This is a genomic window from Myceligenerans indicum, assembly GCF_016742955.1.
Classification (GTDB): domain Bacteria; phylum Actinomycetota; class Actinomycetes; order Actinomycetales; family Cellulomonadaceae; genus Myceligenerans; species Myceligenerans indicum.
The window spans coordinates 22,413-47,988 of sequence record NZ_JABBYC010000037.1 but is presented as its reverse complement, the minus strand read 5'-3'; the positions used below and the strand labels follow the sequence as shown (position 1 = coordinate 47,988).

The 25,576-nt window shown below is 72.2% G+C and carries 23 protein-coding genes; 5 read left to right on the top strand and 18 right to left on the bottom strand.

The window, feature by feature from the left end; translation table 11 throughout:
* Positions 1-111: 111 nt before the first annotated feature.
* From hisF to HGK34_RS16470, 13 genes are all read right to left on the bottom strand, one after another.
* Complete coding sequence (hisF, locus tag HGK34_RS16530) at positions 112-882, bottom strand: imidazole glycerol phosphate synthase subunit HisF (RefSeq protein WP_201849397.1); 771 nt, start codon at positions 880-882, stop codon at positions 112-114.
* 1 nt (position 883) lies between these two features.
* Positions 884-2,011: an FKBP-type peptidyl-prolyl cis-trans isomerase gene (locus tag HGK34_RS16525; RefSeq protein WP_307816022.1), complete on the bottom strand. Its 1,128-nt coding sequence runs from the start codon at positions 2,009-2,011 to the stop codon at positions 884-886.
* A 12-nt stretch (positions 2,012-2,023) separates the two neighbouring features.
* Positions 2,024-3,385, bottom strand: a complete 1,362-nt coding sequence (gene pafA / locus HGK34_RS16520; RefSeq protein ID WP_201849395.1) for a Pup--protein ligase — start codon at positions 3,383-3,385, stop codon at positions 2,024-2,026.
* 124 nt (positions 3,386-3,509) lie between these two features.
* Positions 3,510-4,373, bottom strand: coding sequence for a proteasome subunit alpha (gene prcA / locus HGK34_RS16515; RefSeq protein ID WP_201849393.1), 864 nt, complete (start codon positions 4,371-4,373; stop codon positions 3,510-3,512).
* Complete coding sequence (gene prcB / locus HGK34_RS16510) at positions 4,370-5,278, bottom strand: proteasome subunit beta (protein ID WP_201849391.1); 909 nt, start codon at positions 5,276-5,278, stop codon at positions 4,370-4,372. Before prcB ends, prcA begins: the two co-directional genes overlap by 4 nt.
* Positions 5,279-5,476, bottom strand: a complete 198-nt coding sequence (locus HGK34_RS16505) for a ubiquitin-like protein Pup (RefSeq protein WP_201849404.1) — start codon at positions 5,474-5,476, stop codon at positions 5,279-5,281.
* Between the two features lie 71 nt (positions 5,477-5,547).
* Positions 5,548-7,224: a depupylase/deamidase Dop gene (gene dop / locus HGK34_RS16500; RefSeq protein WP_201849402.1), complete on the bottom strand. Its 1,677-nt coding sequence runs from the start codon at positions 7,222-7,224 to the stop codon at positions 5,548-5,550.
* A gap of 209 nt (positions 7,225-7,433) precedes the next feature.
* A complete protein-coding gene (arc, locus tag HGK34_RS16495) occupies positions 7,434-9,050 on the bottom strand; it encodes a proteasome ATPase (protein WP_211200323.1) in 1,617 nt (538 codons plus the stop codon).
* Positions 9,051-9,339: 289 nt separating this feature from the next.
* The gene (locus HGK34_RS16490; protein WP_201849387.1) at positions 9,340-10,188 is read right to left on the bottom strand and encodes a carbohydrate ABC transporter permease; all 849 of its coding nucleotides are present in this window, start codon (positions 10,186-10,188) and stop codon (positions 9,340-9,342) included.
* Positions 10,185-11,543, bottom strand: a complete 1,359-nt coding sequence (locus tag HGK34_RS16485; protein WP_201849385.1) for a carbohydrate ABC transporter permease — start codon at positions 11,541-11,543, stop codon at positions 10,185-10,187. Before HGK34_RS16485 ends, HGK34_RS16490 begins: the two co-directional genes overlap by 4 nt.
* A gap of 10 nt (positions 11,544-11,553) precedes the next feature.
* The gene (locus HGK34_RS16480) at positions 11,554-12,939 is read right to left on the bottom strand and encodes an extracellular solute-binding protein (RefSeq protein WP_201849382.1); all 1,386 of its coding nucleotides are present in this window, start codon (positions 12,937-12,939) and stop codon (positions 11,554-11,556) included.
* Between the two features lie 137 nt (positions 12,940-13,076).
* A complete protein-coding gene (locus HGK34_RS16475; protein WP_201849380.1) occupies positions 13,077-14,123 on the bottom strand; it encodes a tRNA (adenine-N1)-methyltransferase in 1,047 nt (348 codons plus the stop codon).
* Positions 14,124-14,236: 113 nt separating this feature from the next.
* A complete protein-coding gene (locus HGK34_RS16470; RefSeq protein ID WP_201849378.1) occupies positions 14,237-15,409 on the bottom strand; it encodes a site-2 protease family protein in 1,173 nt (390 codons plus the stop codon).
* A 92-nt stretch (positions 15,410-15,501) separates the two neighbouring features.
* On the opposite strand from HGK34_RS16470, the gene HGK34_RS16465 reads away from it, so the two are divergent.
* The gene (locus HGK34_RS16465) at positions 15,502-16,356 is read left to right on the top strand and encodes a RecB family exonuclease (protein WP_201849376.1); all 855 of its coding nucleotides are present in this window, start codon (positions 15,502-15,504) and stop codon (positions 16,354-16,356) included.
* Between the two features lie 87 nt (positions 16,357-16,443).
* Here HGK34_RS16465 and HGK34_RS16460 read toward each other — a convergent pair whose 3' ends face one another.
* The gene (locus HGK34_RS16460) at positions 16,444-17,163 is read right to left on the bottom strand and encodes an HAD family hydrolase (RefSeq protein WP_307816021.1); all 720 of its coding nucleotides are present in this window, start codon (positions 17,161-17,163) and stop codon (positions 16,444-16,446) included.
* A gap of 153 nt (positions 17,164-17,316) precedes the next feature.
* A complete protein-coding gene (locus HGK34_RS16455) occupies positions 17,317-18,147 on the bottom strand; it encodes a competence/damage-inducible protein A (protein ID WP_201849374.1) in 831 nt (276 codons plus the stop codon).
* 109 nt (positions 18,148-18,256) lie between these two features.
* On the opposite strand from HGK34_RS16455, the gene HGK34_RS16450 reads away from it, so the two are divergent.
* Positions 18,257-18,892 (top strand): metallophosphoesterase, encoded by a 636-nt coding sequence (locus HGK34_RS16450; protein WP_201849372.1) that lies wholly within the window; start codon positions 18,257-18,259, stop codon positions 18,890-18,892.
* A 56-nt stretch (positions 18,893-18,948) separates the two neighbouring features.
* On the top strand, positions 18,949-21,345 hold the full coding sequence (locus tag HGK34_RS23610) for a tetratricopeptide repeat protein (RefSeq protein ID WP_201849370.1): 2,397 nt from the start codon (positions 18,949-18,951) through the stop codon (positions 21,343-21,345).
* Positions 21,346-21,388: 43 nt separating this feature from the next.
* Here the strand turns inward: HGK34_RS23610 and HGK34_RS16440 are convergent, their stop codons facing one another.
* Positions 21,389-21,988, bottom strand: a complete 600-nt coding sequence (locus tag HGK34_RS16440) for a TetR/AcrR family transcriptional regulator (protein ID WP_201849369.1) — start codon at positions 21,986-21,988, stop codon at positions 21,389-21,391.
* Between the two features lie 108 nt (positions 21,989-22,096).
* Between HGK34_RS16440 and HGK34_RS16435 the strand changes: the two genes are divergently transcribed.
* Positions 22,097-23,113: an SDR family oxidoreductase gene (locus tag HGK34_RS16435; RefSeq protein ID WP_201849368.1), complete on the top strand. Its 1,017-nt coding sequence runs from the start codon at positions 22,097-22,099 to the stop codon at positions 23,111-23,113.
* 47 nt (positions 23,114-23,160) lie between these two features.
* On the opposite strand, the gene HGK34_RS22895 is transcribed toward HGK34_RS16435, so the two are convergent.
* Entirely contained in the window at positions 23,161-23,679 is a 519-nt protein-coding gene (locus HGK34_RS22895) for a GntR family transcriptional regulator (protein ID WP_307816020.1), read from the bottom strand.
* Positions 23,676-24,653 carry a hypothetical protein gene (locus HGK34_RS22890; protein ID WP_244666851.1) on the bottom strand — a complete coding sequence of 326 codons (978 nt, stop codon included), beginning with the start codon at positions 24,651-24,653 and terminating at the stop codon, positions 23,676-23,678. Before HGK34_RS22890 ends, HGK34_RS22895 begins: the two co-directional genes overlap by 4 nt.
* Before the next feature lie 192 nt (positions 24,654-24,845).
* Between HGK34_RS22890 and HGK34_RS16425 the strand changes: the two genes are divergently transcribed.
* Positions 24,846-25,454 (top strand): GNAT family N-acetyltransferase, encoded by a 609-nt coding sequence (locus HGK34_RS16425; RefSeq protein WP_201849366.1) that lies wholly within the window; start codon positions 24,846-24,848, stop codon positions 25,452-25,454.
* The last annotated feature ends 122 nt before the right edge of the window (positions 25,455-25,576 follow it).

The following is a 25,576-nucleotide window of genomic DNA, read 5'->3' as shown; positions in this document are numbered from 1 at the left end:
AGATGTGTATAAGAGACAGCCCCTGCCCCGAGGCGCCGGGACGGACGGCTGCACGGACGACGGACGACGTCGCAGGTGGCCTCCAGGACGACGGCCCCGTCGCGGGCGCCCTCAGCGGACCTCCAGGCCCGCCTCCCGCATCTCCTGCTTGACCTGCGGAATGGTCAGCGTGCCGAAGTGGAAGACGCTGGCCGCCAGGACGGCGTCCGCACCCGCCTCGGCCGCCGTGACGAAGTCCTCGGGCCTGCCCGCGCCGCCCGAGGCGATCAGGGGCACCGTGACGCGTGCGCGCACGTCCGCGAGCATCTCCAGGTCGAAGCCGTTCGCCGTCCCGTCCGCGTCCATCGAGTTCAGCAGGATCTCCCCCGCTCCCAGGGCCGCGGCCTTCTCGGCCCACTCGACCGCGTCGATGCCGGTGCCCGTCCGCCCGCCGTGGGTCGTGACCTCGTACCCGGACGGCGTCGTCGTCCCGCCCGACACCCGGCGCGCGTCCACGCTCAGCACGAGCACCTGGGAGCCGAACCGCTGGGCGATCTCGGCGATCAGCTCCGGCCGGGCGATCGCCGCCGTGTTCACCCCGACCTTGTCCGCGCCGGCCCGCAGGAGGCGGTCGACATCGTCGGCGGAGCGCACCCCTCCGCCCACAGTGAGAGGCACGAACACCTGCTCCGCGGTGCGCCGCACGACCTCCACGGTGGTGTCGCGGCCCGCCGAGGAGGCCGAGACGTCGAGGAACGTCAGCTCGTCCGCGCCCTCGGCGTCGTACCGGGCGGCAAGCTCCACCGGGTCGCCCGCGTCGCGCAGGTTCTGGAAGTTGACCCCCTTGACGACGCGCCCGGCGTCGACGTCGAGGCAAGGGATCACACGGATCGCGACAGACATCTCAGTCCTTCTTCTTCTCGTTGTCCTGGACCGGCTTGTGCGCGTCCAGGATGTCGATCACGTACACCAGCGTCTCCCCGGCGAGCGGACTTTTGGTACCGGCGTACGCCATGCCGGGTGGCACCACCAGCATGACCTGAGAACCGACCGGCTGCTGCACCAGTCCGGCATCCCACCCCTCGATCAGCGCCCCGATCCCGACCTGGGCGGAACGCGGCGGGACGCCATCCTCCCAGGTGGACTCCACGACCTCACCCTCCCTGAGCCCGCCGTCGCCCCACGCGACGGCCTGCAGCTCGACCGTGATGACCTCGCCTTTCGCCACCTGCGGCCCCCTGCCCCGGACCAGCGGCACGACCTCGAGCGTCCCGGGCGGCTTCGCACCACGCGGGATCCGCACCGTCGGCGCGCCGAGCTCGTCCCGGCTGACCTGCGGCAGCTCGGCGGGCGGATCCGGGAGCTCGGTGCCGGACGCGCGGGTCGGCAGGACATCGACCACGAGAACCACCGGGACGCTCTCGCCCTCGCTCTCGCTCTCGCTCTCGCTCTCGTCAGGCTCTGCGCCGGCAGGCCCGCTCTCGCCGGGCTCCTGCTCGGCAGAACCACTCTCGCCGGGCTCCTCCCCGCCGGCCCCGTCCTGGGCGTCACCGCCCTCGGCGGGCTCACCGGTACCCGGCTCACCACCGGCAGGCCCGCCGTCGGCCGTATCCGCCTCCACGAGCATCACGCGCGCGCCCGCCCGCTTGCCGCTCAGCGCCGCGAACAGGTGGTTGCCCAGGGAAGCCTCGGACATCGTGTACGACGCCGGCGAGGTGCGGAACGTGTTCTGCAGCTCACCGCCGTCACGGCCGTCCTCCGCGTAGAGGTTGAGGAGGACCGGCCCGTCCCGTTCGAGCAGGTCACCCGTGCCCGGCCAGATCGTCCGGGATCCGGGACGCACCACCTCGAACGGCTTGTCGTACGTCAGCTGGGGCACCTGACCGGGCTCACCGTCCACGTCGAGCGGCGCCTGCGACGCCGTGGCCGTCGTCGCCGGGCCGATCTCAAGCGGGAGCGAGGCCGGGGCGCAGGCCGTGGCCGTGGCCAGCACCCCGGCGGAGATCAGGACGGCGAGCAGGCGGCGGATCACCCGCAGATCCTGTCACATGGACTCAATGAGACGCTCGACCCTCTCGTCGACGTTCCGGAACGGGTCCTTGCACAGCACCGTCCGCTGCGCCTGGTCGTTGAGCTTCAGATGCACCCAGTCGACCGTGTAGTCCCGGCGCGCGTCCTGGGCCGCGCGCACGAAGTCGCCGCGCAGCTTCGCCCGCGTGGTCTGCGGCGGGATCGCCGTCGACTCGAAGATCTCCAGGTCCGTGGTCACGCGCTCCACCATCCCACGCGCCGCGAGGAGGTTGTACAGGCCCTCGGTCCGGGAGATGTCGTGGTAGGCGAGGTCGAGGCGGGCGATCCGCGGGTCGTCCAGCGAGAGGTTGTGCTTGGCCTGGTAACGCTGGATGAGCCGAAGCTTGATCACCCAGTCCAGCTCACGGTCCACCAGCGTCAGGTCGCCGCTGTCCAGCGCCCGCAGGCCACGCTCCCACAGGTCGAGCACCTGCTTGACCACCGGCGTCGGGTCGGCCTGCCCCTCCACGAAGTCCCGCGCCCGCTCGTAGTACTCGGTCTGGATCTCCACCGCGGTCATGGACCGCCCGTTGGCGAGCGTGACGGGGTGCTTGCCCGAACGGTCGTGGCTGATCTCCCGGATCGCCCGGATGGGGTTCTCCAGGCTGAGGTCCCGCATCGGCATCCCGGCCTCCACGAGCCGCAGCACCAGGTCCGTGGCGCCGATCTTGAGCATCGTGGTGGGCTCGGCCATGGACGAGTCACCGACGATGACGTGCAGGCGACGGTAGTGCTCGGCGTCGGCGTGCGGCTCGTCGCGCGTGTTGATGATGGGCCGCGAGCGCGTGGTGGCCGAGGAGACGGCCTCCCAGATGTGGTCTGCTCGCTGCGACAGGCAGTACACGGCGCCCCGGGGCGTGGCCAGCACCTTGCCGGCCCCCACGAGGACCTGCCGGGTGATGAGGAACGGCACCAGCACGTCGCTCAGCCGCGCGAAGTCCCCGCCCCGGCGCACCAGGTAGTTCTCGTGGCAGCCGTAGGAGTTGCCCGCCGAGTCCGTGTTGTTCTTGAACAGGTGGATGCGGCCGGGCAGGTCCTCGTGCTCGAGCCGTTGCTGCGCGTCCTCGACGAGGCCCTCCAGGATGCGTTCGCCACCGCGGTCGTACGCGACCAGCTGCCGCACGTCGTCGCACTCCGCGGTGGCGTACTCGGGATGGGACCCGACGTCGAGGTAGAGCCGCGAGCCGTTGCGCAGGAACACGTTGGAGCTGCGTCCCCACGCCACGACCTTGCGGAACAGATAGCGGGCGACCTCGTCGGCCGAGAGTCCGCGCCCGTCCTCAGCGGCGCAGGTGACGCCGTACTCGGTCTCCAGTCCGAAGATCCTGCGATCCATGGCGGTCCCTCCCTTATCTGTGCGTGCGGTGGTCAGAGGTGGTTCTCGTCGGTGATGGTCTCGTCGGCGACGGTCGACGCCGCCCGTGTGCTGCGACGGCGGCGCTCCCCGACGGCGTCCGGTTCTACGGCGCCCCCTCCTTCGGACCGGCCGGCGGCTCCGCGTCCGGGCCCCCGTTCTCACCAGTCTCCGGCGATCCGGTGGACCCCGCCTGCTCGGCCGGCCCCGGCGCTGCCTGAGGCGCCGCCGTCCCGCCCGAGCTCTCGCCGTCGCCCGTCCCGGAGTCCTCCTCGGGCTCCTGGGCCAGCAGTTCGGTCAGCGCCTGCTTGGGCAGCCGACGGAACGCGCGCCGCGACCGTGCGCGCTCCAGCACCGCCACCTCGAGCTGGCCCGGCTCGATCGTGCGCGGTGTCCCGCCGTCGGACGACCCGAGCGCGCTCACCGCCAGCCGCAGCACCTCGCCGAGCGACATGTTCGGGCGCCAGCCGTCCCCGACCTTGCGGCCGAGCTGCTCGGCCTGTCCGCCCATGACCACGTGGCCGTGCTCGTCCGCGACCGTGCCGTCGTAGGTGAGCCGGTAGATCTGGTCGTCCTCCGCCGTGGCACCGACCTCCGCCACGACGAGCTCCACCTCCAGCGGCTTGGACTCGGTGATGAACACGGTGCCGAGGATCTGCGCGTACGCGTTGGCCAGGCCGCGGACGGTGACGTCCGAGCGGTCGTAGGTGTAGCCGCGCAGGTCCGCGTACCGCACGCCGGCGACGCGCAGGTTCTCGAACTCGTTGTACTTGCCCACGGCCGCGAACCCGATGCGGTCGTAGATCTCGGAGATCTTGTGCAGCGCACGCGACGGGTTCTCCGTGGCGAACGCGATGCCGCCGTCGTAGGCGAGGACCACCACGGACCGGCCGCGGGCGATGCCCTTGCGAGCGAAGTCCGCCCGGTCCTTCATCAGCTGCTCGGGCGAGACGTAGAAGGGCATGTTCATGCGATCGACCCCCGTTCCCGCCGCTCGGCGACGATCTGCTCGGCGACGGCGGCGACGTCGTCGTCGGGCATCCGGGAGTAGCCGTCGGCGGTGACCGTGGACACGACGGGGAAGATCCGCCGCACCGTGTCGGGACCGCCGGTGGCGGAGTCGTCGTCGGCGGCGTCGTACAGCGCCTCGACGGCGACCGCGACGGCGCCCGCCGCGTCCTGGCCGGGGCGCCACAGCTTCTTCATCGCACCGCGCGCGAACAGCGAGCCCGAGCCCACGCCGTGGTGCTCGTACTCCTCGTAGCAGCCCCCGGTCGCGTCGTAGGAGAAGATCCGGCCGACGCCGCGGTCCAGGTCGTAACCCGCGAACAGCGGCACCACCGCGAGGCCCTGCATCGCCATCGGAAGGTTGCCACGCAGCATCGTGGCCAGGCGGTTCGCCTTGCCCTCCAGGGAGAGCAGGGAACCCTCGATCTTCTCGTAGTGTTCGAGCTCGAGCTGGTAGAGCTTGATCAGCTCGATGCCGATCCCGGCCGCACCGGCCATCCCGACAGCCGAGTAGTCGTCGGCGGGAAAGACCTTCTCGATGGACCGGCTGGCGATCATCGGGCCCGACGTGGCGCGCCGGTCACCCGCCATGACGACGCCGCCCGTCCCGGCCGTCCCGTCGCCGCCGAACGTCACCGCGACGATCGTGGTGGCGTGCGGCGTCAGGTCGTTGCGGTATCCGCCGTGGCCGGCCGCGACGCCGGGAGCACCCGGCAGCGCGCCCTGCCCCGCACCGTTCGCGCCGGGCAGGCGGTCGGGCGCGTACTCGGCGAGGAACTCGACGAACGACGACGATCCCGGGCGCAGGAACGCGTCCGGGAGCCGGGTGTGACCGCGGCCGGCCTGGCCGCCTCCGAAGCCGTCCAACTACTGGCCGCCCTTCTGCACGAAGCCACGGACGAACGACTCGGCGTTCGACTCCAGGACGTCGTCGATCTCGTCCAGCAGCTCGTCGACGTCGTCGTCACGCTGCTGCGCCTGCCCTGCGGGGGCCGGGGCGTCCGCGGCGTCGTCGTCGGGCGTGCGGTCCTCGTGTGACGGGTTGATACGTTCCTGACCGGCCATGGTCGCCTCCTGGTATTGCTCGCGGCTGCCGCTGGTCACGCCAGCCTAGAACCTTAACTGCGCTTTGCGAATCACCTGTCGCCAGAAAGTCTTCGCAAAAGGGTGATGGCATCGGGGCTTGCATCGAGCAACGGCCCGACGATCGCCTCGGTTCCCCGCGCCGGGTCGAGCATCGGGACGCGCTGCAAGGTCTGGCGCCCGCCGACGTCGAAGATCACCGAGTCCCAGCTCGCCGCCGAGACCTGGTCGCCGTACCGGGCCATCACCTCACCGCGGAAGAACGCCCGCGTGTCGGCCGGCGGGTGGCCCACGGCACGCGCCACCGACGCCTCGTCGACGATCCGTTCGACGGCGCCCTTGGCCAGCAGCCGGTGGTAGATCCCGCGCTCGGGCCGCACGTCCGACCACTGCAGGTCCATGGCGTGCAGGCGCGGATGCTCCCATCCCAGGCCGTCACGCCGGCGCAGACCCTCCAGCAGCCGCAGCTTGGCCAGCCACTCCACCTCGCGGGCACAGGACGCCGGGTCCACCGCCAGGCGCTCCAGCAGTGACGTCCAGCGCTCCAGCACCGCGTCCGAGTCCGGGTCGCTGCCCAGCGCCTTGAGCGAGCGGGTGACGACGTCGGCGCAGACGCCCTGGATCTCGAGCGCCGTCATCGTCCGGCCGTCCGCGAGGTCCAGCGGCACGGACAGGTCCAGGTCCCGCGAGACGTGCTGGACCGCGGCCACCGGGTCGGCGAGCTTCACGGCCCCGAGCTCCTTGCGGGCGTCCACGCCCGCGTCGGCGAGCTCGGTCAGATGCTCCAGGACCCACAGGAACAGCGACGTGGTGCCCGTCTTGAGGTAGGTGGGCACCTCCATGCAGTTCGCGTCCCCGAGGATGAGGTGCAGGCGCCGCCAGCGCTGCCGGTCCGCGTGCGGCTCGTCGCGCGTGTTCACGATGGGGCGGCGCAGCGTGGTCTCCAGGCCGATCTCGGCCTCGATGTAGTCGGCGCGCTGCGAGAGCTGGTAGCCGGCCTGCCCGCCCGCGGCACCGAGGCCCACCCGACCCGAGCCCGTGAACACCTGCCGCGTCACCAGGAACGGGGTGATGAGCTCGGCGAGCGTCGCGAACGAGAGCGACCGGTCCACCAGGTAGTTCTCGTGCGTACCGTAGCTGGCACCCTTGCCGTCCACGTTGTTCTTGTACAGGACCGTCTCGCTGCCCGGAACGGCCGCCAGGGCACGCACGGCCGCGAGCATGACCCGCTCGCCCGCGACGTCCCAGCGAACCAGGTCGACCGGGTTGGTGACCTCGGGCGACGAGTACTCCGGGTGGGCGTGGTCGACGTACAGGCGCGCCCCGTTGGTCAGGATGACGTTGGCGGCGCTCGGGTCGTCGTACTCCTCGGTGGCCGGGCGCTCCACGTCCTGCGGCGGGGAACCCTGCCCGCCGCGCACGACGGGGATCTGGCCCGTTCCGGGCCGGGCCCCGACCATGGGCACCTGCCCCGTCGAGGGACCCGACGGCGCGGGACGCGCCGGATCGTTCGTGATCATCGACGGGTGGGCCGACGCCTGCTCCAGGCGAAAACCACGCGCGTCCTGCAGCGGGTCCTCGTCGTCGTAGTCCCACCGCGCCTTGCTCCTGGCGGAGGCGTCGCGTTCCGCGATGGCGCGGTACGTCGTCACCACCTGGCTCGACAGCAGCATCGGGTTCGCCAGCGGGCGCCCCGGTTGCAGCACGCCGTACTCGGTCTCGATTCCCATCACGCGACGCACGCTCACATCACCAACCCTATGACAGTGACTCCGGATACCCGGGGTCGCCCGGCCCGGCGCCGCGCACGATCGCGCCTCGCGGCCTCGGGTTTCACCATGCTTGGGCCGTCACCACGGTTCGGCGTTCGCAACAGCGGCTCGGGCTGCCGGGGGCCGGCCGGGCCGATGAACGGCCCGGCCGGCCCCCGGAGAACTGATCAGAGGTACTGGCCCGTGTTCTGCACGGTGTCGATGGTCCGCGGCGCGGAGCCCTCGCCCTTCTTCTGGACGATGGTGCGGATGAAGACGATGCGCTCACCCTTCTTGCCGCTGATCCGCGCCCAGTCGTCGGGGTTCGTGGTGTTGGGCAGGTCCTCGTTCTCCTGGAACTCGTCGACACAGGCCGACAACAGGTGATCGACGCGGATGCCCTTCTGACCGGTGGCGAGGAAGTCCTTGATCGCGTTCTTCTTCGCCCGGTCCACGACGTTCTCGATCATGGCGCCGGAGTTGAAGTCCTTGAAGAACAGGGTCTCCTTGTCCCCCGACGCGTACGTGACCTCCAGGAACTGGTTCTCCTCGTCCTCGGAGTACATGCGCTCCACGACCGAGGTGATCATCCCCTCCAGCGCCGCGGTGGTGTTGCCGCCGTACTCGGCGACGTCCTCGGCGTGGATGGGCAGATCCTCCGTGAGGTACTTCGCGAAGATCTCCTTGGCCCCCTCGGCGTCCGGACGCTCGATCTTGATCTTCACGTCGAGGCGGCCCGGCCGCAGGATGGCCGGGTCGATCATGTCCTCACGGTTGGAGGCACCGATGACGATCACGTTGTCGAGCCGCTCCACGCCGTCGATCTCCGCCAGGAGCTGCGGCACGATCGTGGTCTCGACGTCGGAGGACAGACCCGTGCCGCGGGTGCGGAACAACGACTCCATCTCGTCGAAGAACACGACCACGGGCATGCCCTGGGAGGCCTTCTCCCGCGCGCGGGCGAAGATCAGGCGGATGTGCCGCTCCGTCTCGCCCACGTACTTGTTGAGCAGCTCCGGGCCCTTGACGTTGAGGAAGTAGCTCTTGGCCGCCGGGTCACCACCGCTGGCCTTGGCGACCATCCCCGCCAGGGAGTGGGCCACCGCCTTGGCGATGAGCGTCTTGCCGCAGCCGGGAGGGCCGTACAGCAGAACGCCCTTGGGCGGGCGCAGGCCGTGCTCGCGGAAGAGGTCCGGGTGCGCGAAAGGCAGCTCGACGGCGTCACGGATCGCCTCGATCTGCGGGCCCAGGCCGCCGATGTCCGCGTAGTCGATCTCCGGGACCTCCTCGAGGACGAGCTCCTCGACCTCGGACTTGGGCACCACCTCGAAGACGAACCCGCTGCGGGTGTCCACGGTGAGCGAGTCACCGACCCGCAGCACCTCCTCGGCCACCGAGCCGGCGAGCCGCACCACCCGCTCCTCGTCCGCACGGCCGACGACCAGGACCCGGTCGCTGCCGATCAGTTCCTTGACGGTCACCAGCTCGCCGGTTCGCTCGTAGTCCCCGGCGGCCACCACCGTCATGGCCTCGTTGAGCTTGACCTCCTGACCCGGGCTCAGCCGGGACACGTCGAGATTCGGGCTGGCCGCCACGTGCATCTTGCGGCCCGTGGAAGAGATGTCCACCGAACCGTCGGGGTGCGCCCCGAGGAAGGTGGCGTAGGTGCCCGGCGGCTTGGCCAGGTCGTCCAGCTGCTTCTTCAGCTCGACGATCTGGTCGCGAGCGGCACGGAGCGCCTCGGCAAGACGCTCGTTCTTTGCTGAGAGGAGGGCGATCTGACGCTCGTAGTCGCGGTTAGGCATTGATCCGTTATCGGGAAGGTTGTATCCACCTGTGTTGTCGGTCATGGCTTCCCCTCTCCTAGGGCCCGGAAGGCGACCCTACGACGCGAACCGCCTCCGAGAACAGCACTGTAGGCGCAGTGTCTGACAGTCCGGGAGGTAGAACGCCCGTCCGAGACAGCGCGGGTACCCGATCGTTACGCGCCGTTCACGTACGACGTGCGCGCACGCGCGTGTTCGCTCTTGGCGGATCCCGCGCCGTCTCAGCTCGTGGGAATCCTCGCCTCCGGAGGATCCCGCACCCCGGGCGCTACTTGTCCGAGATCGCCATGCCGGACATGAACGGCTTCTGCAGCGCGAGGAAGACGAGCAGCGGCGGGACGCTCGCGAGCAGCGCGCCCAGCATCAGCGGGCCGTAGCTGATCGCCTGGTCGGTGGCCCGCAGCGCGGACAGCGACTGCTGCACCACCTGCCCGGACGCGTCCTTGATCACCAGCACGGGCCACAGGTACATGTTCCACGCGTAGGTGAACGACACGACGGCGAGCGCCCCGATCGTGTTCCAGCTCAGCGGCAGCAGGATGCGGAAGCAGAACTGGAAGGGACCCGCGCCGTCGAGCTGCGCCGCCTCCGGGAGCTCGGCAGGCAGGGACATGAAGTGCTGCCGGAACAGGAACACGCTCGTGGCCGACGCCGCGAACGGCACCACGAGGGCCCACAGCGAGTCCGTCATCCCGAGGTCGGAGGTGACCCGGAACAGCGCGAGGATCATCACCTCGGTCGGCATCATGAGCGTGACCAGCACGCCCAGGAAGACCAGCGACCTCCCGCGGAACCGGAAGTACACGAACGCCAGCCCGGCGGCCATGGACAGCACCGTCTTGGCTACCGTCACCAGCGTGGACATCACCAGGGAGTTCCACATCGCCCGGCCGATGCCGCGCTCGACCCACACCTTGTGGAAGTGTTCGCCGAACGACGATCCGGGCGTCAGCCGGAACGCGAACACCTCCGCGTTGGTCTGCGTGGCCACGAGTGCCGCGTACAGCAGCGGGAACCCGATGAGCAGCACGCACACGACCGACAGCACGTGCAGGTGCCAGGTGCGCCCGGTGAACGGCCCGCGCCTGCCCACCGAGATCGTCAGGTTGTCCGTCATGCGCCGCCTCCATAGGTGATCCGCCCCTCGGAGCGACGGAACTGCCACACCGTGAGCCCGATGACGGCGATGAACAGGATCACCGACTGCGCGGCGCCCCGGCCGAGGTCACCGGTGCCGACACCGACGCGGATGATCTCGTAGATCGCCACGGTCGTGCGGCCGCTGGGCCCGCCGCGGGTGAGGTAGTCGATGGTCCCGTACACGTCGAAGAACGCGTAGGTCAGGTTGGTGACCAGCAGGAAGAAGGTCACGGGCGCGATCGTCGGCACGACGATCCGCACGAACCGGCGCCAGGCCCCGGCGCCGTCGATGGCAGCCGCCTCGACGATCTCGCGCGGCACGGTCTGCAGGGCCGCCACGTAGAACAGGATGTTGTGGCCCACCCATTTCCAGGATGCCGCCAGCACGATCGCCGCCTGTGCCAGCACGCCGTCGGTCCGGTAGGACGGGAAGTCCAGCCCGACGACGCCGGCCAGGTGGGCCATGACGCCCGCCGTCGGGTCGAACATCATGAAGAAGAGGATGCCCGCCACGGGCGGCGAGACCGCGTACGGCCAGATGAGGAGCGTGCGGTACACCGAGGCGCCGCGGAAACGGCGTGCGACCAGATAGGCCAGCCCCAGCCCGGCGGTCATGCTCAGGGCCACGATGCCGAACGAGATGCCCAGGGTCGCCACGTAGACCCCGCGATAGCCCGTGCGGCCCGGGGCGAAGACGAAGTAGAGCGCGACGACCGTGGCGATCGGTCCCAGTGGCGACAGCGCGGCGGCAGCCGTGTGCGACGCCGTCCCCGGCGTCGTCCGCGAGCGCCACAGCGCCAGGCCTGCCACGACGGCCACGGCTGCCGGCGGCAGCCCGGCGACCAGGTACGGGGAGGGGACGAGGAGCTCGGCGAAGTTGCCCAGGCAGACGTCGGCGGAGCGTGGCGCGCCCATCCGTGCGAGCTTCGTGGACAGTGCGAACGTCTGGAACGAGGGGTAGTACAGGAAGACTGCGAGGATCGCGAGGGTGGGTGCGAGCAGCAGCCAGGGCAACCAGGCGCCGGTGCGGAACCTGCCGGACCGAAGTTCGGTCAGCATGGCCTCGCCCGCGGGGCCGCCGCCCGCGCGGAGGGCGGCAACGGTCCGCGCGACGCCTGCCGCGACGGTGACGACGGCCGCGACGGCCAGCACCCGCTGGACGCCGGTGTTGTCGCCGGTGACGTCCCCGCCGAGCGCACAGCCGGCGAAGGTCCAGGTGGTGGCCGACGCGGCGGCGAGGCCGACGGCACCCCCGGCGAGGGGGTGCAGCCGGCCCCGTGACGCGACCACGGCGGCGAGGGCCGCGGCCAGCACGGTGAGGATCAGCAGCATGTGCGGGCTGTCACTCGCCGGAGTAGAGCAGCTCGTAGTCGTCGAGGAGCTGCTGGGCCTCGTCGTCGGCGGCGTGCAGGCGCTCCTCGACGTCGTCCCCCTGGACCAGGATGTCCTCGGCGGCTGCCGTGATGACGTCGCGGATCGCGACGAAGTTGCCCATGAGGACACCGGTCGAGGCGGGGGTGTCGGCGGCGAGGGCGAGCTGGTCGGAGGCGACCTTGAAGTTCGGGTTCTCGTCGAACCAGCCCTCTTCGGTCAGGAGGTCGACGGCGGAGTTGGTGATCGGGACGTAGCCGCTGACCTTGTGCCACTCGGCCGCGTTCTCGGGGTTGTTGAAGAAGTTGAGGAACGCGAGGGAGGCGTCGGTGGTGTCCTCGTCGAGACCGCTGCGGAGCCAGAGCGTCGCTCCGCCGATGAGGTTGCCGCCGTAGGGGGTGTCGGCGTCGTACGGCATACGGCCTGCGACGACGTCGTACCCGCCGTCGGCGCTCTCCTCGTCGATGCCCGCCGCGTCGCCGGAGCTGGACATGAGGAAGGCGACCTGCTGGGCGGAGAAGGCGGCGCGGGTGCCGTCCCAGTCGCGCTGGACCCCCGTGTACAGGTAGTCGCCGTTCTTCTCCAGGTTCTGCCACCAGGTCAGGTAGTCGACCATGGCGTCGCTGTCGAGATCGATCTCGGTGGCGCGGCCGGAGCGCCCGTTGTCGTTGTTGCCGAGGTTCGTGTCGGCCTGGCCCATGGCCTGCTCCATCCACCAGGAGTGGTTGGGCCAGGTGATGCAGGCCTCGGGGCCGTCGGCGAGCTTCGCGATCTTGTCGCAGGCCGCCTCGAGGTCCTGCCAGGTCTCGGGCATCGCGTCGATGCCGGCCTCGTCCATCATGGTCTGGTTGCCGTACATGATGGTGGACGACGTGTTCCACGGCATGGAGTAGAACTCTCCGTCGACGGAGTAGTAGTTCTTCGCCGGGGCGACGACGTCGTCCAGCACGACGGGCTCGCCGAGGATCTCGTCGCGGTCGCCCGTGGCCGCGGACACGGACTGGAAGACGGGCTCGCCGTCGGGTCCGACGGCGTCGAGGGCCTCGCGGGTGGCGGCCTCGAAGTAGTGGACGATCTCGGGGGCGTCGCCGCCGTCGAGGGCGAGCTGCATCTGCTGGAAAAGGGTCTCGTAGTTGTCGAAGCCCTGGACCTTGACGGTCACGCCCTCGTGCTTCTGCTCGAACTCGGCGGCCTTCTCCTGCACGAAGCCGAGGCGGGCGTCGTCGGTGAACGCGACCCAGACGTCGACGACGCCGTCGCCTGCCGTGTCCGCCTCGGAGCTGCCGGTGCAGCCCGTGAGCACCAGTGCCGCGGCAGCGGTTCCTGCCGCTGTGGCCCACAGCGCGCGATTCTTCATGACTCCTCCTGGACGTCGATCCGATGTCGCACGGAACGTATCGACGCCAGGCATCCAGATCGCCAGGAATCAGAAATTCCGGGTGAACACCGGATGACGATCAGCTCGCTCCCGGCCCGGAGCGGGGAAGCCGTGGGTCACTCCTGCGGCGGTTTGCCCACCTCGCGCCGCACCCGCCGGATCTTCTTGGCGGAGACCTCGCGCTCTCCGAGGGCTTCCTCGGACCACTCCTCGGACCAGGACGCGTCGACGGCCTGGTCCGCCGCCGCGCCGTGCTGCGTGGCGCGCTCGGTCTTGGCGCCCTTGGCCGGGCGCCGCTTGCGCTCGGGCGGGGCGACGCCGTCCGCCAGGCGCCGGGCGGTGATGAGGAAGCCGGTGTGCCCCACCATCCGGTGCTGCGGGCGCACCGCCAGTCCCTCCAGGTGCCAGCCACGCACCATGGTCTCGAAGGCGGCAGGCTCGGCGAACCGTCCGCTGGAGCGCAGGTCCTCGGCCGTGCGGGAGAGCTGCGTGGCGGTCGCCACGTAGCAGATCAGCACGCCGCCGGGCACGAGTGCGTCCGCGACGACGTCGATGTTCTCCCAGGGCGCGAGCATGTCGAGCACGACGCGGTCCACGGTGCCGGGCTCGGCAACGCCGGGCAGCCGCTCGGCGAGATCGCCGATGTGCAGGTGCCAGGCGGGGTGCGGTCCGCCGAAGAAGGTCTCCACGTTGCCGCTGGCGATGGCGGCGAAGTCCTCGCGCCGCTCGATGGAGTGCAGTTCACCGCCGTCGCCGACGGCGCGCAGCAACGAGAGGCTCAGCCCGCCCGAACCGACCCCGGCCTCGACCACGCGCGCACCGGGGAAGATGTCAGCCATGGTGACGATCTGGCCGGCGTCCTTGGGGTAGACCACGGCTGCGCCGCGCGGCATGGACAGGACGTAGTCGTTCAGCAGGGGGCGCAGGGCCAGGTACTGGACGTCCTCGGTGTTCGTGACCACCCAGCCCTCGGGCCTGCCGATGAGCTCCTCGTGCCGGAAGTAGCCCTTGTGGGTGTGGAACGTGGCCCCGGGCTTGAGGGTGATGGTGTGCATGCGCCCCTTGGGGTCGGTCAGCTGCACCTTGTCGCCCTCGCGGAACGGGCCGCGGCGGAGGTCGGCGCCGGTGGCCGTGGGGCCGGGCGCGTCGGTCGGAGAAGTCACGACCGACCATCCTACGTGCGGCTCGCCGGGCGCGTGTCCTGGGCCCCGCGGAGTCAGGCCCCGCGGAGTCAGGCCCCGCGGAGTCAGGCCCCGCGGAGTCAGGCCCCGCGGAGTCAGGTCCCGCGGACCGCCCTGGCGACCCTGGCCAGGTCGAGGATGCCGGTGACCCGGCCGGCGTCGACCACGGGGACCAGGCGTGCACCGCCCGACGACGCCGCGAGGTGGCGCAGCAGGTCCTGGCCGCCCACCTCGGGACCGACGGCCGACTCGGCCACCAGCGGCACCGCGACGGCGTCGACCCCGGTGAGCTCCCGTGCCTCGGGCGGGACCGCGGAGACCGCGCCGTCGTCCAGCACGGCCAGCGGAAGGCCACCGTGCCCGACCACGACGACGCGGGACATCGCCTCGCCCGGGCCCGCCACCCCACGCGCCGCGAGTGCCGCGGCCACGGTGGCGCCGAGCGGAACGGTGACCACCGGGTCGGCGAGCTCGCCGGCACGGAGGGTGGAGATGGCCTCGCGGCGCCGCCCGGCGGCGATGGCGCTGCTCGCGCCTGCCCATACGAAGGCGGCCACGAGGGCTGCGATGAGCGCCCTGCTGACGTCCGGTGCCATCCCGTTGGCCAGTGGCAGGGCAAGAAGCCACACCAGCGCCCAGACGACGATTCCGGCCGCGACGAGCCGGCCGACCCAGCCGGCGACGACGGTGCCGGTGTTGCGGGACCCGGTGATTCCCCAGACGACCGCCTCCAGGATCTGGCCGCCGTCCAGGGGCAGGCCGGGCAGGAGGTTGAACACGCCGACGAACGCGTTGGAGAAGGCGCCGGCGGCCAGGAGGAGGGCGGGCACGTCGAACCCGGCGCCGCGGCCCTGCAGGGCGAACCAGAAGCCCGCGGCGAGGGCGATGTTCGTCAGCGGCCCGACGACGGCCACCAGGAAGCCGTCGAGCGGGCGGGCGAGCCCGCCGGAGTAGGCGGTGTGACCGCCCCAGATGGTGATCGCGAGCTCGTGGACCTCCTGCCCGCGGGCACGGGCCACGAGCGCGTGGGCGACCTCGTGCAGGAAGACGGAGGCGAACAGCATGATGACGAAGGTGGCGGACACGAGGTAGGCGGCCGTGCCGAGAGCGGGCATCTGCCGCAGCACCCAGGGACCGAAGACGAGGGTGAGCACCACGGCGGCGAGGAACCACGAGGGCGTCACGATGACCGGCGCACCGGCGACGTGTCCGAGTACCCAGCCACGCGAGCGCGGTGGTGCGGAACGTGCCGAAGGCTTGGTGTTCACCGGCAAAGCCTATCGGCCCCGGCCGCGGCCTCGCGGCGCGCGCTGTGGATGACGCCGCGGGTTTGTCGGTGTCTCCCCCTAGGGTTGTCGCCATGACCGTGATCGCGCCTCCGTCCCGTCCACCGGCCCTGTCACCGTCGCGCGCGAGCGACTTCATGCAGTGCCCGCTGCTGTTCCGGCTTCGGACCGTGGACCGGATTCCGGAGCCGGCCTCGTCGGCGGCGACGCGCGGGACACTGGTGCACTCGGTGCTGGAGCGCCTGTACGACGCACCGGCGGGTGAACGCACGCCCGCTGCCGCCCAGGAGCTGCTTCCCGTGGAGTGGGAGCGGCTGCAGGAGTCCGATCCTCGGGTGAAGGAGCTGTTCGCGCCGGGCGGTGACGCCGAGTCCGAGGGCGTGGACAACTGGCTGGACGGCGCGGGGCGGCTGGTCAGCACCTACTTCACGCTGGAGGACCCGAACCGGCTGGAGCCCGCGGAGCGCGAGCTGCGGGTCGAGACGCAGCTGGAGGACGGCCCCCTGCTGCGCGGCATCGTGGACCGGCTCGACGTGAAGCAGGACGACGGCGCGCTGCGGGTCGTGGACTACAAGACGGGCCGCTCCCCCAGCCCGCGCTTCGAGGGGAAGGTGCTGTTCCAGCTGCGGTTCTACGGGCTGGTGCTGTGGCGTGAACGCGGCGTGGTGCCCAAGATGCTCCAGCTCGTCTACCTCGGGGACGGACAGGTCCTGCGCGCTCAGCCCAGTGCCGAGCAGCTGGAGGGCGCCGAACGGAAGGTGCGCTGGATCTGGTCGGAGATCGAGAAGGCGGCGCGCGGCGAGACCTGGGAACCGCGCCCCAGCAAGCTGTGCGACTGGTGCTCGCACCGGTCGCTGTGCCCGGCGTTCGGCGGGACGCCGCCGCCGATCCCCGAGGGGGCCGTCCAGCTGCGTCTGGGGATCGTCTAGCCGCCCTGTCCGGGGAAGGCGGCAACCTGCCTCCCGGACGTCACCCCAGCGCGCCGCGGTTCCCGCCGAACCGGCCCGGGACCTGTCTCAGTACTCGTCGATGAGCTCGCCCGCCGCGAGCCGCGCGATCACGTCGAGGCCGGCTCCGTCGAGCGAACGCAGGCGGCTCAGTCCCGGGCGCTCCTCGACCGGGACGACGGCCTCCACGCCGAGCGTGCGGGCCCCGCTGGCAAGCGCGGACGTGATACCCACGGGCGAGTCCTCGATGGCGACGCAGTCGGTCACGGCGACCCCGAGCCGTTCGGCGGCGGTCAGGTACGGCTCAGGATCGGGCTTGCCCCGGCTCACCTCGTCACCGGCGACGATCGTCGCGAAGGTGTCCTCGGGCGCGCCCGCGGCCACGGCCTCGGCCAGGCTGCGGTACGACATCGTCACGATCGCGCAGGGCACACCGGCCGCGGTCAGGTCGGAGAGCAGCGCGAGCACCCCGGGACGCCACGGCACCTCCTGGGCAAGGCGCTCCTGCACCCGGGCGATCAGCCAGTCGACGATCTCGGCCGGCGCCATGGGCACGCCCGCGGCCTGGAGCACCCCCGCGCTCACGATGAGCTGCTGCCCCACCAGACCCAGCGCGTCCTCGTGGCTCCAGGCGACCGAGTGGGCGCTGGTCAGCTCCTGCTCCGCCGCCATCCAGTACGGCTCGGTGTCCACGAGGGTGCCGTCCATGTCGAGCAGGACGGCCTTGGGCAGCGCCCGGGATCCCGCGACTCCGGGATCTTCCGGGTCACGACGCAGGGCGGGGTTCACTGGTGCCTCCGGGTGGCGTGGGATGCGGGGGTCGCGGTACGGCCCCTACCCCATCACATCCCCGAAGCACCGTGTGACGTCGATGCGACCAGGAGGTTACGAAACCGGCCACGACCTGTCGGTCTGCGACGAAGCTCACAGGCGCACCGGCCGTCAGGCGTCGCGTGTCACCGCGAGGACGTCGATGCCGGCCGCGGCGAGGATCGTCGTGAAGCCGTCGATCGCGGACTCCAGGCGGTTCTCGACGTCGTCCGGGTCGGCGCCGCGGGCCGAGATCGTCGCCTGCAGCCGCAGGTCGCCGCCGAACTGGCGGGCCCGCGACTTGAGGTAGACGCCGAGGCCACCGTGCCGGGCGTCGAACGCGGCGAGCGATCCGGCGATCTCGGACTCGTCGTTGGTGCGGATCACGACCTCGGCCGACCGGACGTGCCCGTCCCCCAGCACCCGGCGCAGGTGCACGTCCGCGCTCCCGGTGAAGATGTCCTTCATCTCCGCCGGGACACCCGGCAGGTTCAGCACCGCGAGCTCTTCGTGGTCGAGCCACACGCCCGGAGCGGACCCGATCTGGTTGTCCAGCGCGTGAGCGCCCTGCGGAAGACGCGCCATCTTCGCACGGGCGTCCCGCACCTCGCTCGTGGTCGCCCTGCCACCGCCCCGGGCCGCGAGCGCGGCGTACTGCCGCTCGACGATCCGGGCCGCCGCCGCGTCCTCGGCCAACGGCACCCCGAGATGTGTCGCCACCGCCGCGACGGTCATGTCGTCGCGCGTGGGTCCCAGCCCGCCGACCGTGATCAGCAGCCGCGGGCCGGCCGCCCGGAGGAAGTCGACCCCCGCGGCGATCTCCGCCTCGTCGTCGGCGACGACGGCCGTCCGGACCACGGCCGCGCCGCGGTCGGAGATCCGTCCGCACACCCAGCCGCTGTTCGTGTCGACGGTCGAGCCGTCCAGGATCTCGTTCCCGACGACCAGCACTGCCACGCTCATGAGGACTCCATCCGGAAGGCGACACCGCGGCGAGCAGATCCGCTCCCGCGGCCGGTCACAGCCTATTTCGCTTCCGCCGCACGCCGGCACCCGGTTGAATGGGACCGACATGACCATCTATCTCACGTCCGACCTGCACCTCGGGCACCAGAACATCATCCGGTTCTGCGACCGCCCGTTCGACGGCGTCGGGCACATGAACGCCCGGCTCGCCGAACTCTGGAACGAGACCGTGGCCGAGCAGGACACCGTCTGGGTGCTCGGCGACGTCGCCCTCGGCGCCCTGGACGACTCACTGGCCTGGATCAACCGGCTCGCCGGGCACAAGATCCTGGTGCCCGGCAATCACGACCGGTGCTGGCAGGGCGACCGCGCCCTGCACAAGGGATCCCCTCAGACGCGCGCCGCGCGCCGGGAGAGGGCCAGGGCCCGATACACCGCCGCCGGGTTCGCCGAGATCCACGACGACCCCGCCCGGTTCCCGGTCGCGGGGGTCGCCGCGACCGTCTCCCACTTCCCGTTCTGGGGCGACTCCCACGGCGAGGACCGGTACGTCGAGTACCGGCCGGAGGACGACGGCGGCTGGGTGCTGCACGGGCACGTGCACGACACGTGGCGGCAGCGAGGCCGCCAGGTCAACGTCGGCGTCGACGCCTGGGGTGGACGCCCCGTTGCCGCCGAGCGGATCGCCGCCCTGGTCGAGAACGGTCCCGGCGATCTGGAACCGCTCCCCTGGGCGGACTGATCGCCGCTCCCGCCATATTTCTGGCAGGGATCGAGATTGTCCGGTTCACTGACGTCGTGGACCACCGCCTTCTGCCGCACCGCGAACGTGGCCCGCGCGCGCCGGCGGAGCCGCCGGATCCACACCTCGAGCCCGGACGTTCCGGCTCCCCGCGCTCCGGGCTCCGGGTGCTGCTCCACTGGGTACGGTCCCGGCCGGCCGTGGCCGCCCACCTGGTGACCGGCCCGCCAGGCACCGGCAAGACACACCTCGCGCACGACCTCACCGTCCGGCTCGCCCGGCGCGGCTGGACCGTGCTGCACGTGCACACCGGCGACGACGCCCGCACGGCCGCCGAACAGACCGCCCGGCGGCTTCTCCTGGTGGTGGACGACGCCGACACCTTCCCCGGGCTGGGCTCGCTCCTGCTGGGCATCGCCGGACGGGAGCACGGCCGCACGCGCCTGCTGCTCCTCGCCCGGCAGACAACCGTGTGGCGCGACCACCTCGAACACGGGACACCCGCCCTGGACGAGCTGCTCTGCGCGGCAGCGGTCCTGGAACTCCCCGTCGGTGAGCCACTGGACGGACCCGAGCAGCTCACCACCCGGGCACCGCTGACCTCCGACGGCGGCGCGGTGTTCACCACCGCGATGCTGCTGGGAGCCGACGACGCGAACGGTGCGGGCCGCTCGTCCTCGCAGGACGAGGGAGTCGTGGCCCTCGCGCTCGCCGACGACCCGAGGTTCGCGACGCGCGTGACGACCGGCCTGTCCCCGCGGCAGGCCGTCCACGCGGCCCGGATGCTGGCGCGGATCATGTCGGCCGGACCGGAGCACGCGACCGCCGACGCGGTGGCCGGCGCCTACGCGCGGGTCACGGCGCAACTGCCCGACGACCCCGACGTGCTCGGGACGTTCGCCTGCCACCCGCAGTACCTGACCGGCGCGTTCATGCAGGCGCGGGTGTCCCTGGCCGAGCGGGCGCTCGCGCTGCTCGACGGCGACCCCTGCCGGCGCGCGGCCCTCCACCTCGCCATGGCCGACGCCCTCAAGTACGACGGCAGGTACGCCCGCGCGCTGGAGGCCGCGGACACGGCACTCGGGCTGCTCACCGCGGTCCCGGACGCCCCCGCCCCCGCCTGCCTTGAGGCCGCCGTCGCCACCGCCCGCGCACTGCGGGGGACGCTCCTGTGGTTCCGGGGGCGCGTGGAGGAGGCGCTCGACGACGAGACCGCCGCCTTCCGGGCCTTCCGTGACCTCGCGGCCGCGAACCCCGCACGATACCGGGCCGCACTCGCCCAGTCGGCCATGAACGTCGGCAGCGCCCTCGCCGAACTCGGCCGAGCGCGGGAGGCGCTGAGGATGTCGGCCGAAGGCGTCGAGCTGGCACGCGCCGTGGGGGTCGACGAGCCGGAGCAGACACGCCCCGTGCTCGCGAAGGGCCTGTGGAACCTGGGCAAGCGCCACGCCGAGCTCGGCTCCGTCGACGAGGCCTACCGGTACACGATCGAGGCCGTCGAGACCTGCCGGGAACTGGTCCGGCGCGACCCCTACCGCTACGGACCCGACCTGTCCAGCTCGCTCTCCTACCTCGGGGCGCGGCTGAGTGAGCTCGGACGCCCCGCGGAGGCCGCCCGCGCGACGGCCGAGGCCCTGGAGCTGCGCCGGCACCTCGCGGAGCAGCATGAGGGATACCTGCCGTTCGTGGCCCAGACCCTGTCGAACCTCGGCATCCTGAACGCCCAGCTCGGCCGGCGACGGCTCGGGCTCGAGCACGAGCGGGAGGCGGTCGCCCTCCGGCGCCGGCTCGTGGCGTCCAACCCGGACCGGCACCTGCCGGATCTCGCCGCCTCCCTGTCGAACCTCGGGGTGACCCACTCGGTGCTCGGAAACGCCACCGAGGCGCTCGCCGCCGAGGACGAGGCCACCGGGATCCTCCGCGAGCTCGCGAGCGAGCATCCTGAACGCCACCTGCCCGGTCTGGTCAAGTCGCTGTCCAACCTCGCCTCGCGGCTCGCCGAGAACGGGCGCACACCGGACGCCGTCGACCCGGCCGAGGAGGCGGTGGCCGCCAGCCGGCGCCTGACCGAACCCGGCGGGGCTCCCTACCTGCCCGTCCTGAGTACGTCGCTGACGAACCTCGCGGGAACGTACGCCGACGTCGGACGGTACGACGACGCCGTGGCCGCCGCGCGTGAGGCCACCGACGTCCTGGACGTCCTCGCCCGGACGCAGCCGGAGAAGTACGAGCCAGAGCTCGCGCTCGCCCTGACGAACCTCGCCGTGGCGCAGGCCGGGGCCGGGGATGCCGAGACGGCGCTGGCCGGTGCCCGGCGCGCGGCCCAGATCCGTTCCCGGCTCGCCGACCAGAACCCGTCCCGGTTCCAGGAGCTCGCCGAACGGTCGCGGGAACTGGTCCACGCGCTCGAGGAGGGGCGCGCGGCCCGGCCAGACGGCCTGCCGGCCCCGTGACCGCGGCAGCTCCGGCGAACGGGCTGGAGCAGCGCCGACGCCCTCAGTGCGCCATGCGCGAGACCACCCTCAGGCAGCGCTCCACCAGGTCGTCGGCGGTGGTGTCCCACTTCTCGGCGGTATGGGCGAGCTGTCCGTCCAGCATCAGCGACGCCAGGCCGTGGCCGATGGCCCAGAGCGCGAGGGCCAGGCCGTGCGGGTCGGGCACCTCGAGGCCGTCGATCACGCTGGTGAGCTGCATGAGGGCCGACTCCCCGCTCTCGTGCACGACAGGGTGCTTCGCCGGCTCGGACAGTTCGGGGCGCCACATGACCTGGAAGTGCCCCGGCCGACGGCGCGCGAAGTCGACGTAGCACCGCACCAGGGCGGCCACCTCGCCGGGGCCGTCGCCGGTCCGCGCGACGGCGGCGAGATCCTCGGCGAGCTCGTGGAAGCCCTGGGCCGAGATGGCCGACAGCAGTGCGGCGCGGTTGGCGAAGTGATGGTACGGCGCGGCCGGGCTCACGCCCGCCTCACGAGCGACCCGGCGCAGGCTGACCGCGCCGACGCCGTCGCTCTCCACGAGCCGCACGGACGCGTCGACGAGCTCCGTGCGCAGTGCGCCGTGGTGATACGTCGTCCTGCTCTTCTCCGGTTCGGCCACAGGTCGATCGTAGGAGCAAACCAGCCGGCGGGGCGTACGGATTGACTGCGGGGCGGCGTCGAACTGTACAGTGCTTACATTCTAATCACTGCTCAGATTGGATTCCCGATGCCCACCACGCTCGTCACCGGCGCCACCGGCTTCATCGCCGGACACGTGATCGAAGAACTGCTCCACCACGACTACCGCGTCCGCGCCACGGTACGGTCCTTGCGCGACCCGGCGCGCACCGCGCATCTGCGCACCCTGGCCGAGCGGACCGGCGGCGACCTGGAGCTGGTCGAGGCGGACCTCACCGACGACGCCGGCTGGCCGGAGGCCGTCGACGGCTGCTCGAACGTGCTGCACATGGCCTCCCCGTTCCCGGCAACCCCGCCGCGCGACGCGTCGTCGCTGGTGCGACCCGCCGTCGACGGCACGCTGCGGGTTCTCGCGGCGAGCGAGGCGGCCGGGGTCGGGCGGGTCGTGGTGACCTCCTCGATCGCGGCGGTGTCGACCAGGAGCGCGAACGACGACGACCGGGTTCGCGACGAGTCCGACTGGACGGACCCGGACCAGGCACCGGCGTACGCGCGGAGCAAGACCCTGGCGGAGCGCGCCGCCTGGCGGTTCGCCCAGGACCATCCCGACCTCGAGGTGGTGGCGATCAATCCCGGGCTGGTTCTCGGGCCGATCCAGCACACTTCGGCGGGCACGTCCGTGACCATCGTGCGCCGGCTCCTGGGACGCGAGGTACCGGCCGTGCCGCTGATGGGGTTCGCGCCGGTGGACGTGCGCGACCTCGCCGTGGCGCACCGGCGCGCCCTGGAGGCGCCCCAGGCCGCCGGCAACCGGTACATCTGCGCCGGACCGAACGTGTGGTTCGGCGAGATGGCCCAGATCCTGCGCGAGGAGTTCGGCCCGCTCGGCTACCGCGTGCCCACCGCGCAGATGCCGTACTGGATGCTGTGGGTCCTGGCGAGGTTCGACGGCGAGGTGCGGCTCGCCCTCGACTTCGTGAACCGCCCGGAGCACCTGCGCGCGGACAAGGCGGCGTCGGAGCTCGGGCTGTCGATGCGACCGGTCCGGGAGACGCTCGTGGACACGGGGCGGAGCCTGATCCGCCACGGCCTGGTCTCGGCCTGAGCGGCGCCGGCGTCGCCACGCGCCGTGGACGACGCCGGCGCCGCGGGCTACCCGCCCCCCGTCCGCAGCGCACCACGCACCATGTCGAGGACCGCCTCGTCGCTCAGACCCGCGGCCCGGGCCGCGCGCACCAGTTCCCGCGTGCGCCCCAGCAGGTCCGCGCCGCCCGCCGGCGCGGGCGACCCCTCCCGCGCGGCTCCCCGCGGTGGGGCGGCGATCACGGTGCCGACGCGGCGCCTGCTCACGACGACACCGCCCGCCTCCAGCTCCCGGTAGGCACGCTGGACCGTGCCGACCGCGATCGCGAGGTCGCGTGCGAGGTCCCGCGAGGCGGGCAGCCGGTCACCCGGCGCGAGCGCGCCCACGGCCACCAGCGCCGCGACCTGCGAGCGGATCTGCTCGTAGACCGGGACCGCGGAGGACAGGTCGACGCGGAGCTCGGCCGCGCCCTGCCCGCTCGACCCCTGCCCGCTCGCCCCCTGCCCGCTCGCCCGGGGCTCCGCCGGCCCTGAAGGCGCCGGCCGCCGGGCCGTCCGGTCGCGCCCGGCCCCGTCGGCGCCGGTCACGCCTGGACACCCTCCGCGAGCCGGGAACGCGGCTCGGGGGCGCCTGCCGGATGCCGCGGCAGCGCCGCGAGAAGCCCGGCGATCCCGGAGACGACGCCGATCGCGGCCCCCAGGACCATCAGCGCGGCGCCGGCGCCAGACAGCCAGGCCACCTCGGCGCCGCCACCCAGAATCCCCGAACCCGGCCGGATCGCCGCCCCCGCGATCCACAGCGTGGCACCCAGCGTGCCGCCCACGAAGAGCTGCACACCCCCCAGAAGGCGCGCGGCGCTCGTCCTCCGGACCGCCGCGTCGTGCCGGGCAGGCACTCCGGCGAGCGGCGAGCGCCGCGTGACGAGCCGCAGGGTCGCGACGGTCACGAGCAGTGACACGACCAGCCCGCCCAGCAGCGGGACGCCGTAGGGCCATCCGGGGAACGGCCCCCGGGACGACGTCGAGAGGCTGCCGTCCGGCCAGGTGACCGGCGGATGGTCGAACTGCCGGCCTCCCTCGCCGGCGACCAGGCCGAACAGGATCAGCGCGAGCACCAGGGCCAGCGCCGTCACCAGGAGCCAGCGCAGCCGGGCTCCGCCCAGCGACCACACCGTGCGCCGTACGAGCGGGGCGGTGCGCACGGCACCCGAGGGCCGCGGCCACGTCAGCTCGCCCACGGCACGCACCACGCACAGGACGACCGCGGCGGCGAAGGGGCCCACAGCCTGGGCGAACCCTGGCACCGTCGGCACGGGAGGATTCCCGCCGGCTCCGGGAGCCGGGAGGCCGAGCACGACCCCGGCGCAGACCAGGGATGCGACCGCCGAGGCCGAGGCGATCAGCAGCTCGTGCCGGCGAGCGCGGACCGCGGCCCTCGGCGCGGCCCAGCTCGCTTCCCCGTCCCCACCGAAGCGCCTGACCAGCACGACGACGAGCAGGGTGACGAGGACGGGCACGACGACGAGCCCCAGGATGACGAACAGTCCGAAGCCAACCGCCACGGAACACCTCCAATGAACCAATGAGTTGACTCATTGAATCAGAAGTCCGCACCGCTTCGCAACGGCACCGACGACACGAGCCCGCGAGGCCTCCACGGAACCGGCCGCCGCCGACGTGAGAGAAGCCGGCGACGCCGACGTGAGAGAATGGGACCGGCCTCGTGCACCCATCGGCGCACGAGGCTTTTGTGTATGACCACACCTCTTGCCAGCTCCCTCACCACACGACCGGCCATGCCCGGGGACGCCACGCTCCTGGAGCACCTGTGGCTGCTGTTCCGGCACGAGCTGTCGGGGCTGACGGGCACGCTGCCGAATCCGGACGGCACCTTCCGCCGCGAGCGCCTCGACGCCGCACTGGCCGACGCCGCACTGGCCGACAGGGCGCCGGCCGACACAGCACCGGCCGACGCCGGACTCGCCGACGCCGGATGGCGCGGCGTCCTGGCTCATGCGACACCACCGCCCGGCGACCCGGCGCAGCAGGGCCTCCTGCCACGACCGGTGGGGTTCGCGCTGGTCCGCGGCCTCGGGGGCCCCACGCGAGTGCTGAACTCGTTCTTCGTCGTGGCCGGCGCGCGACGGGCCGGCGTCGGGCGCCGCTTCGCCGCCGAGGTGATCGCGTGCTTCCCGGGCCCCTGGGAGATCGCGTTCCAGGACGCCAACGCCCCGGCCGTCGCCTTCTGGCGGGCGGTCGCCACGGACGCGGCCGGGCAGGCGTGGACCGAGGAGCACCGGCCCGTCCCCGGCAGGCCGGACGTGCCGCCGGACACCTGGATCTCGTTCACGACCTCACGGTGACACGAGGCGGCCGGGGTGAACCCCCGGCCGCCCGGCGCACTCCCGGTCACCAGGCCTCGGCGGCCGAGCCTGGCCGGGCGAGCCTGGCCGAGCGGGCCCGACCGAGCGAGCCCGACCGGACC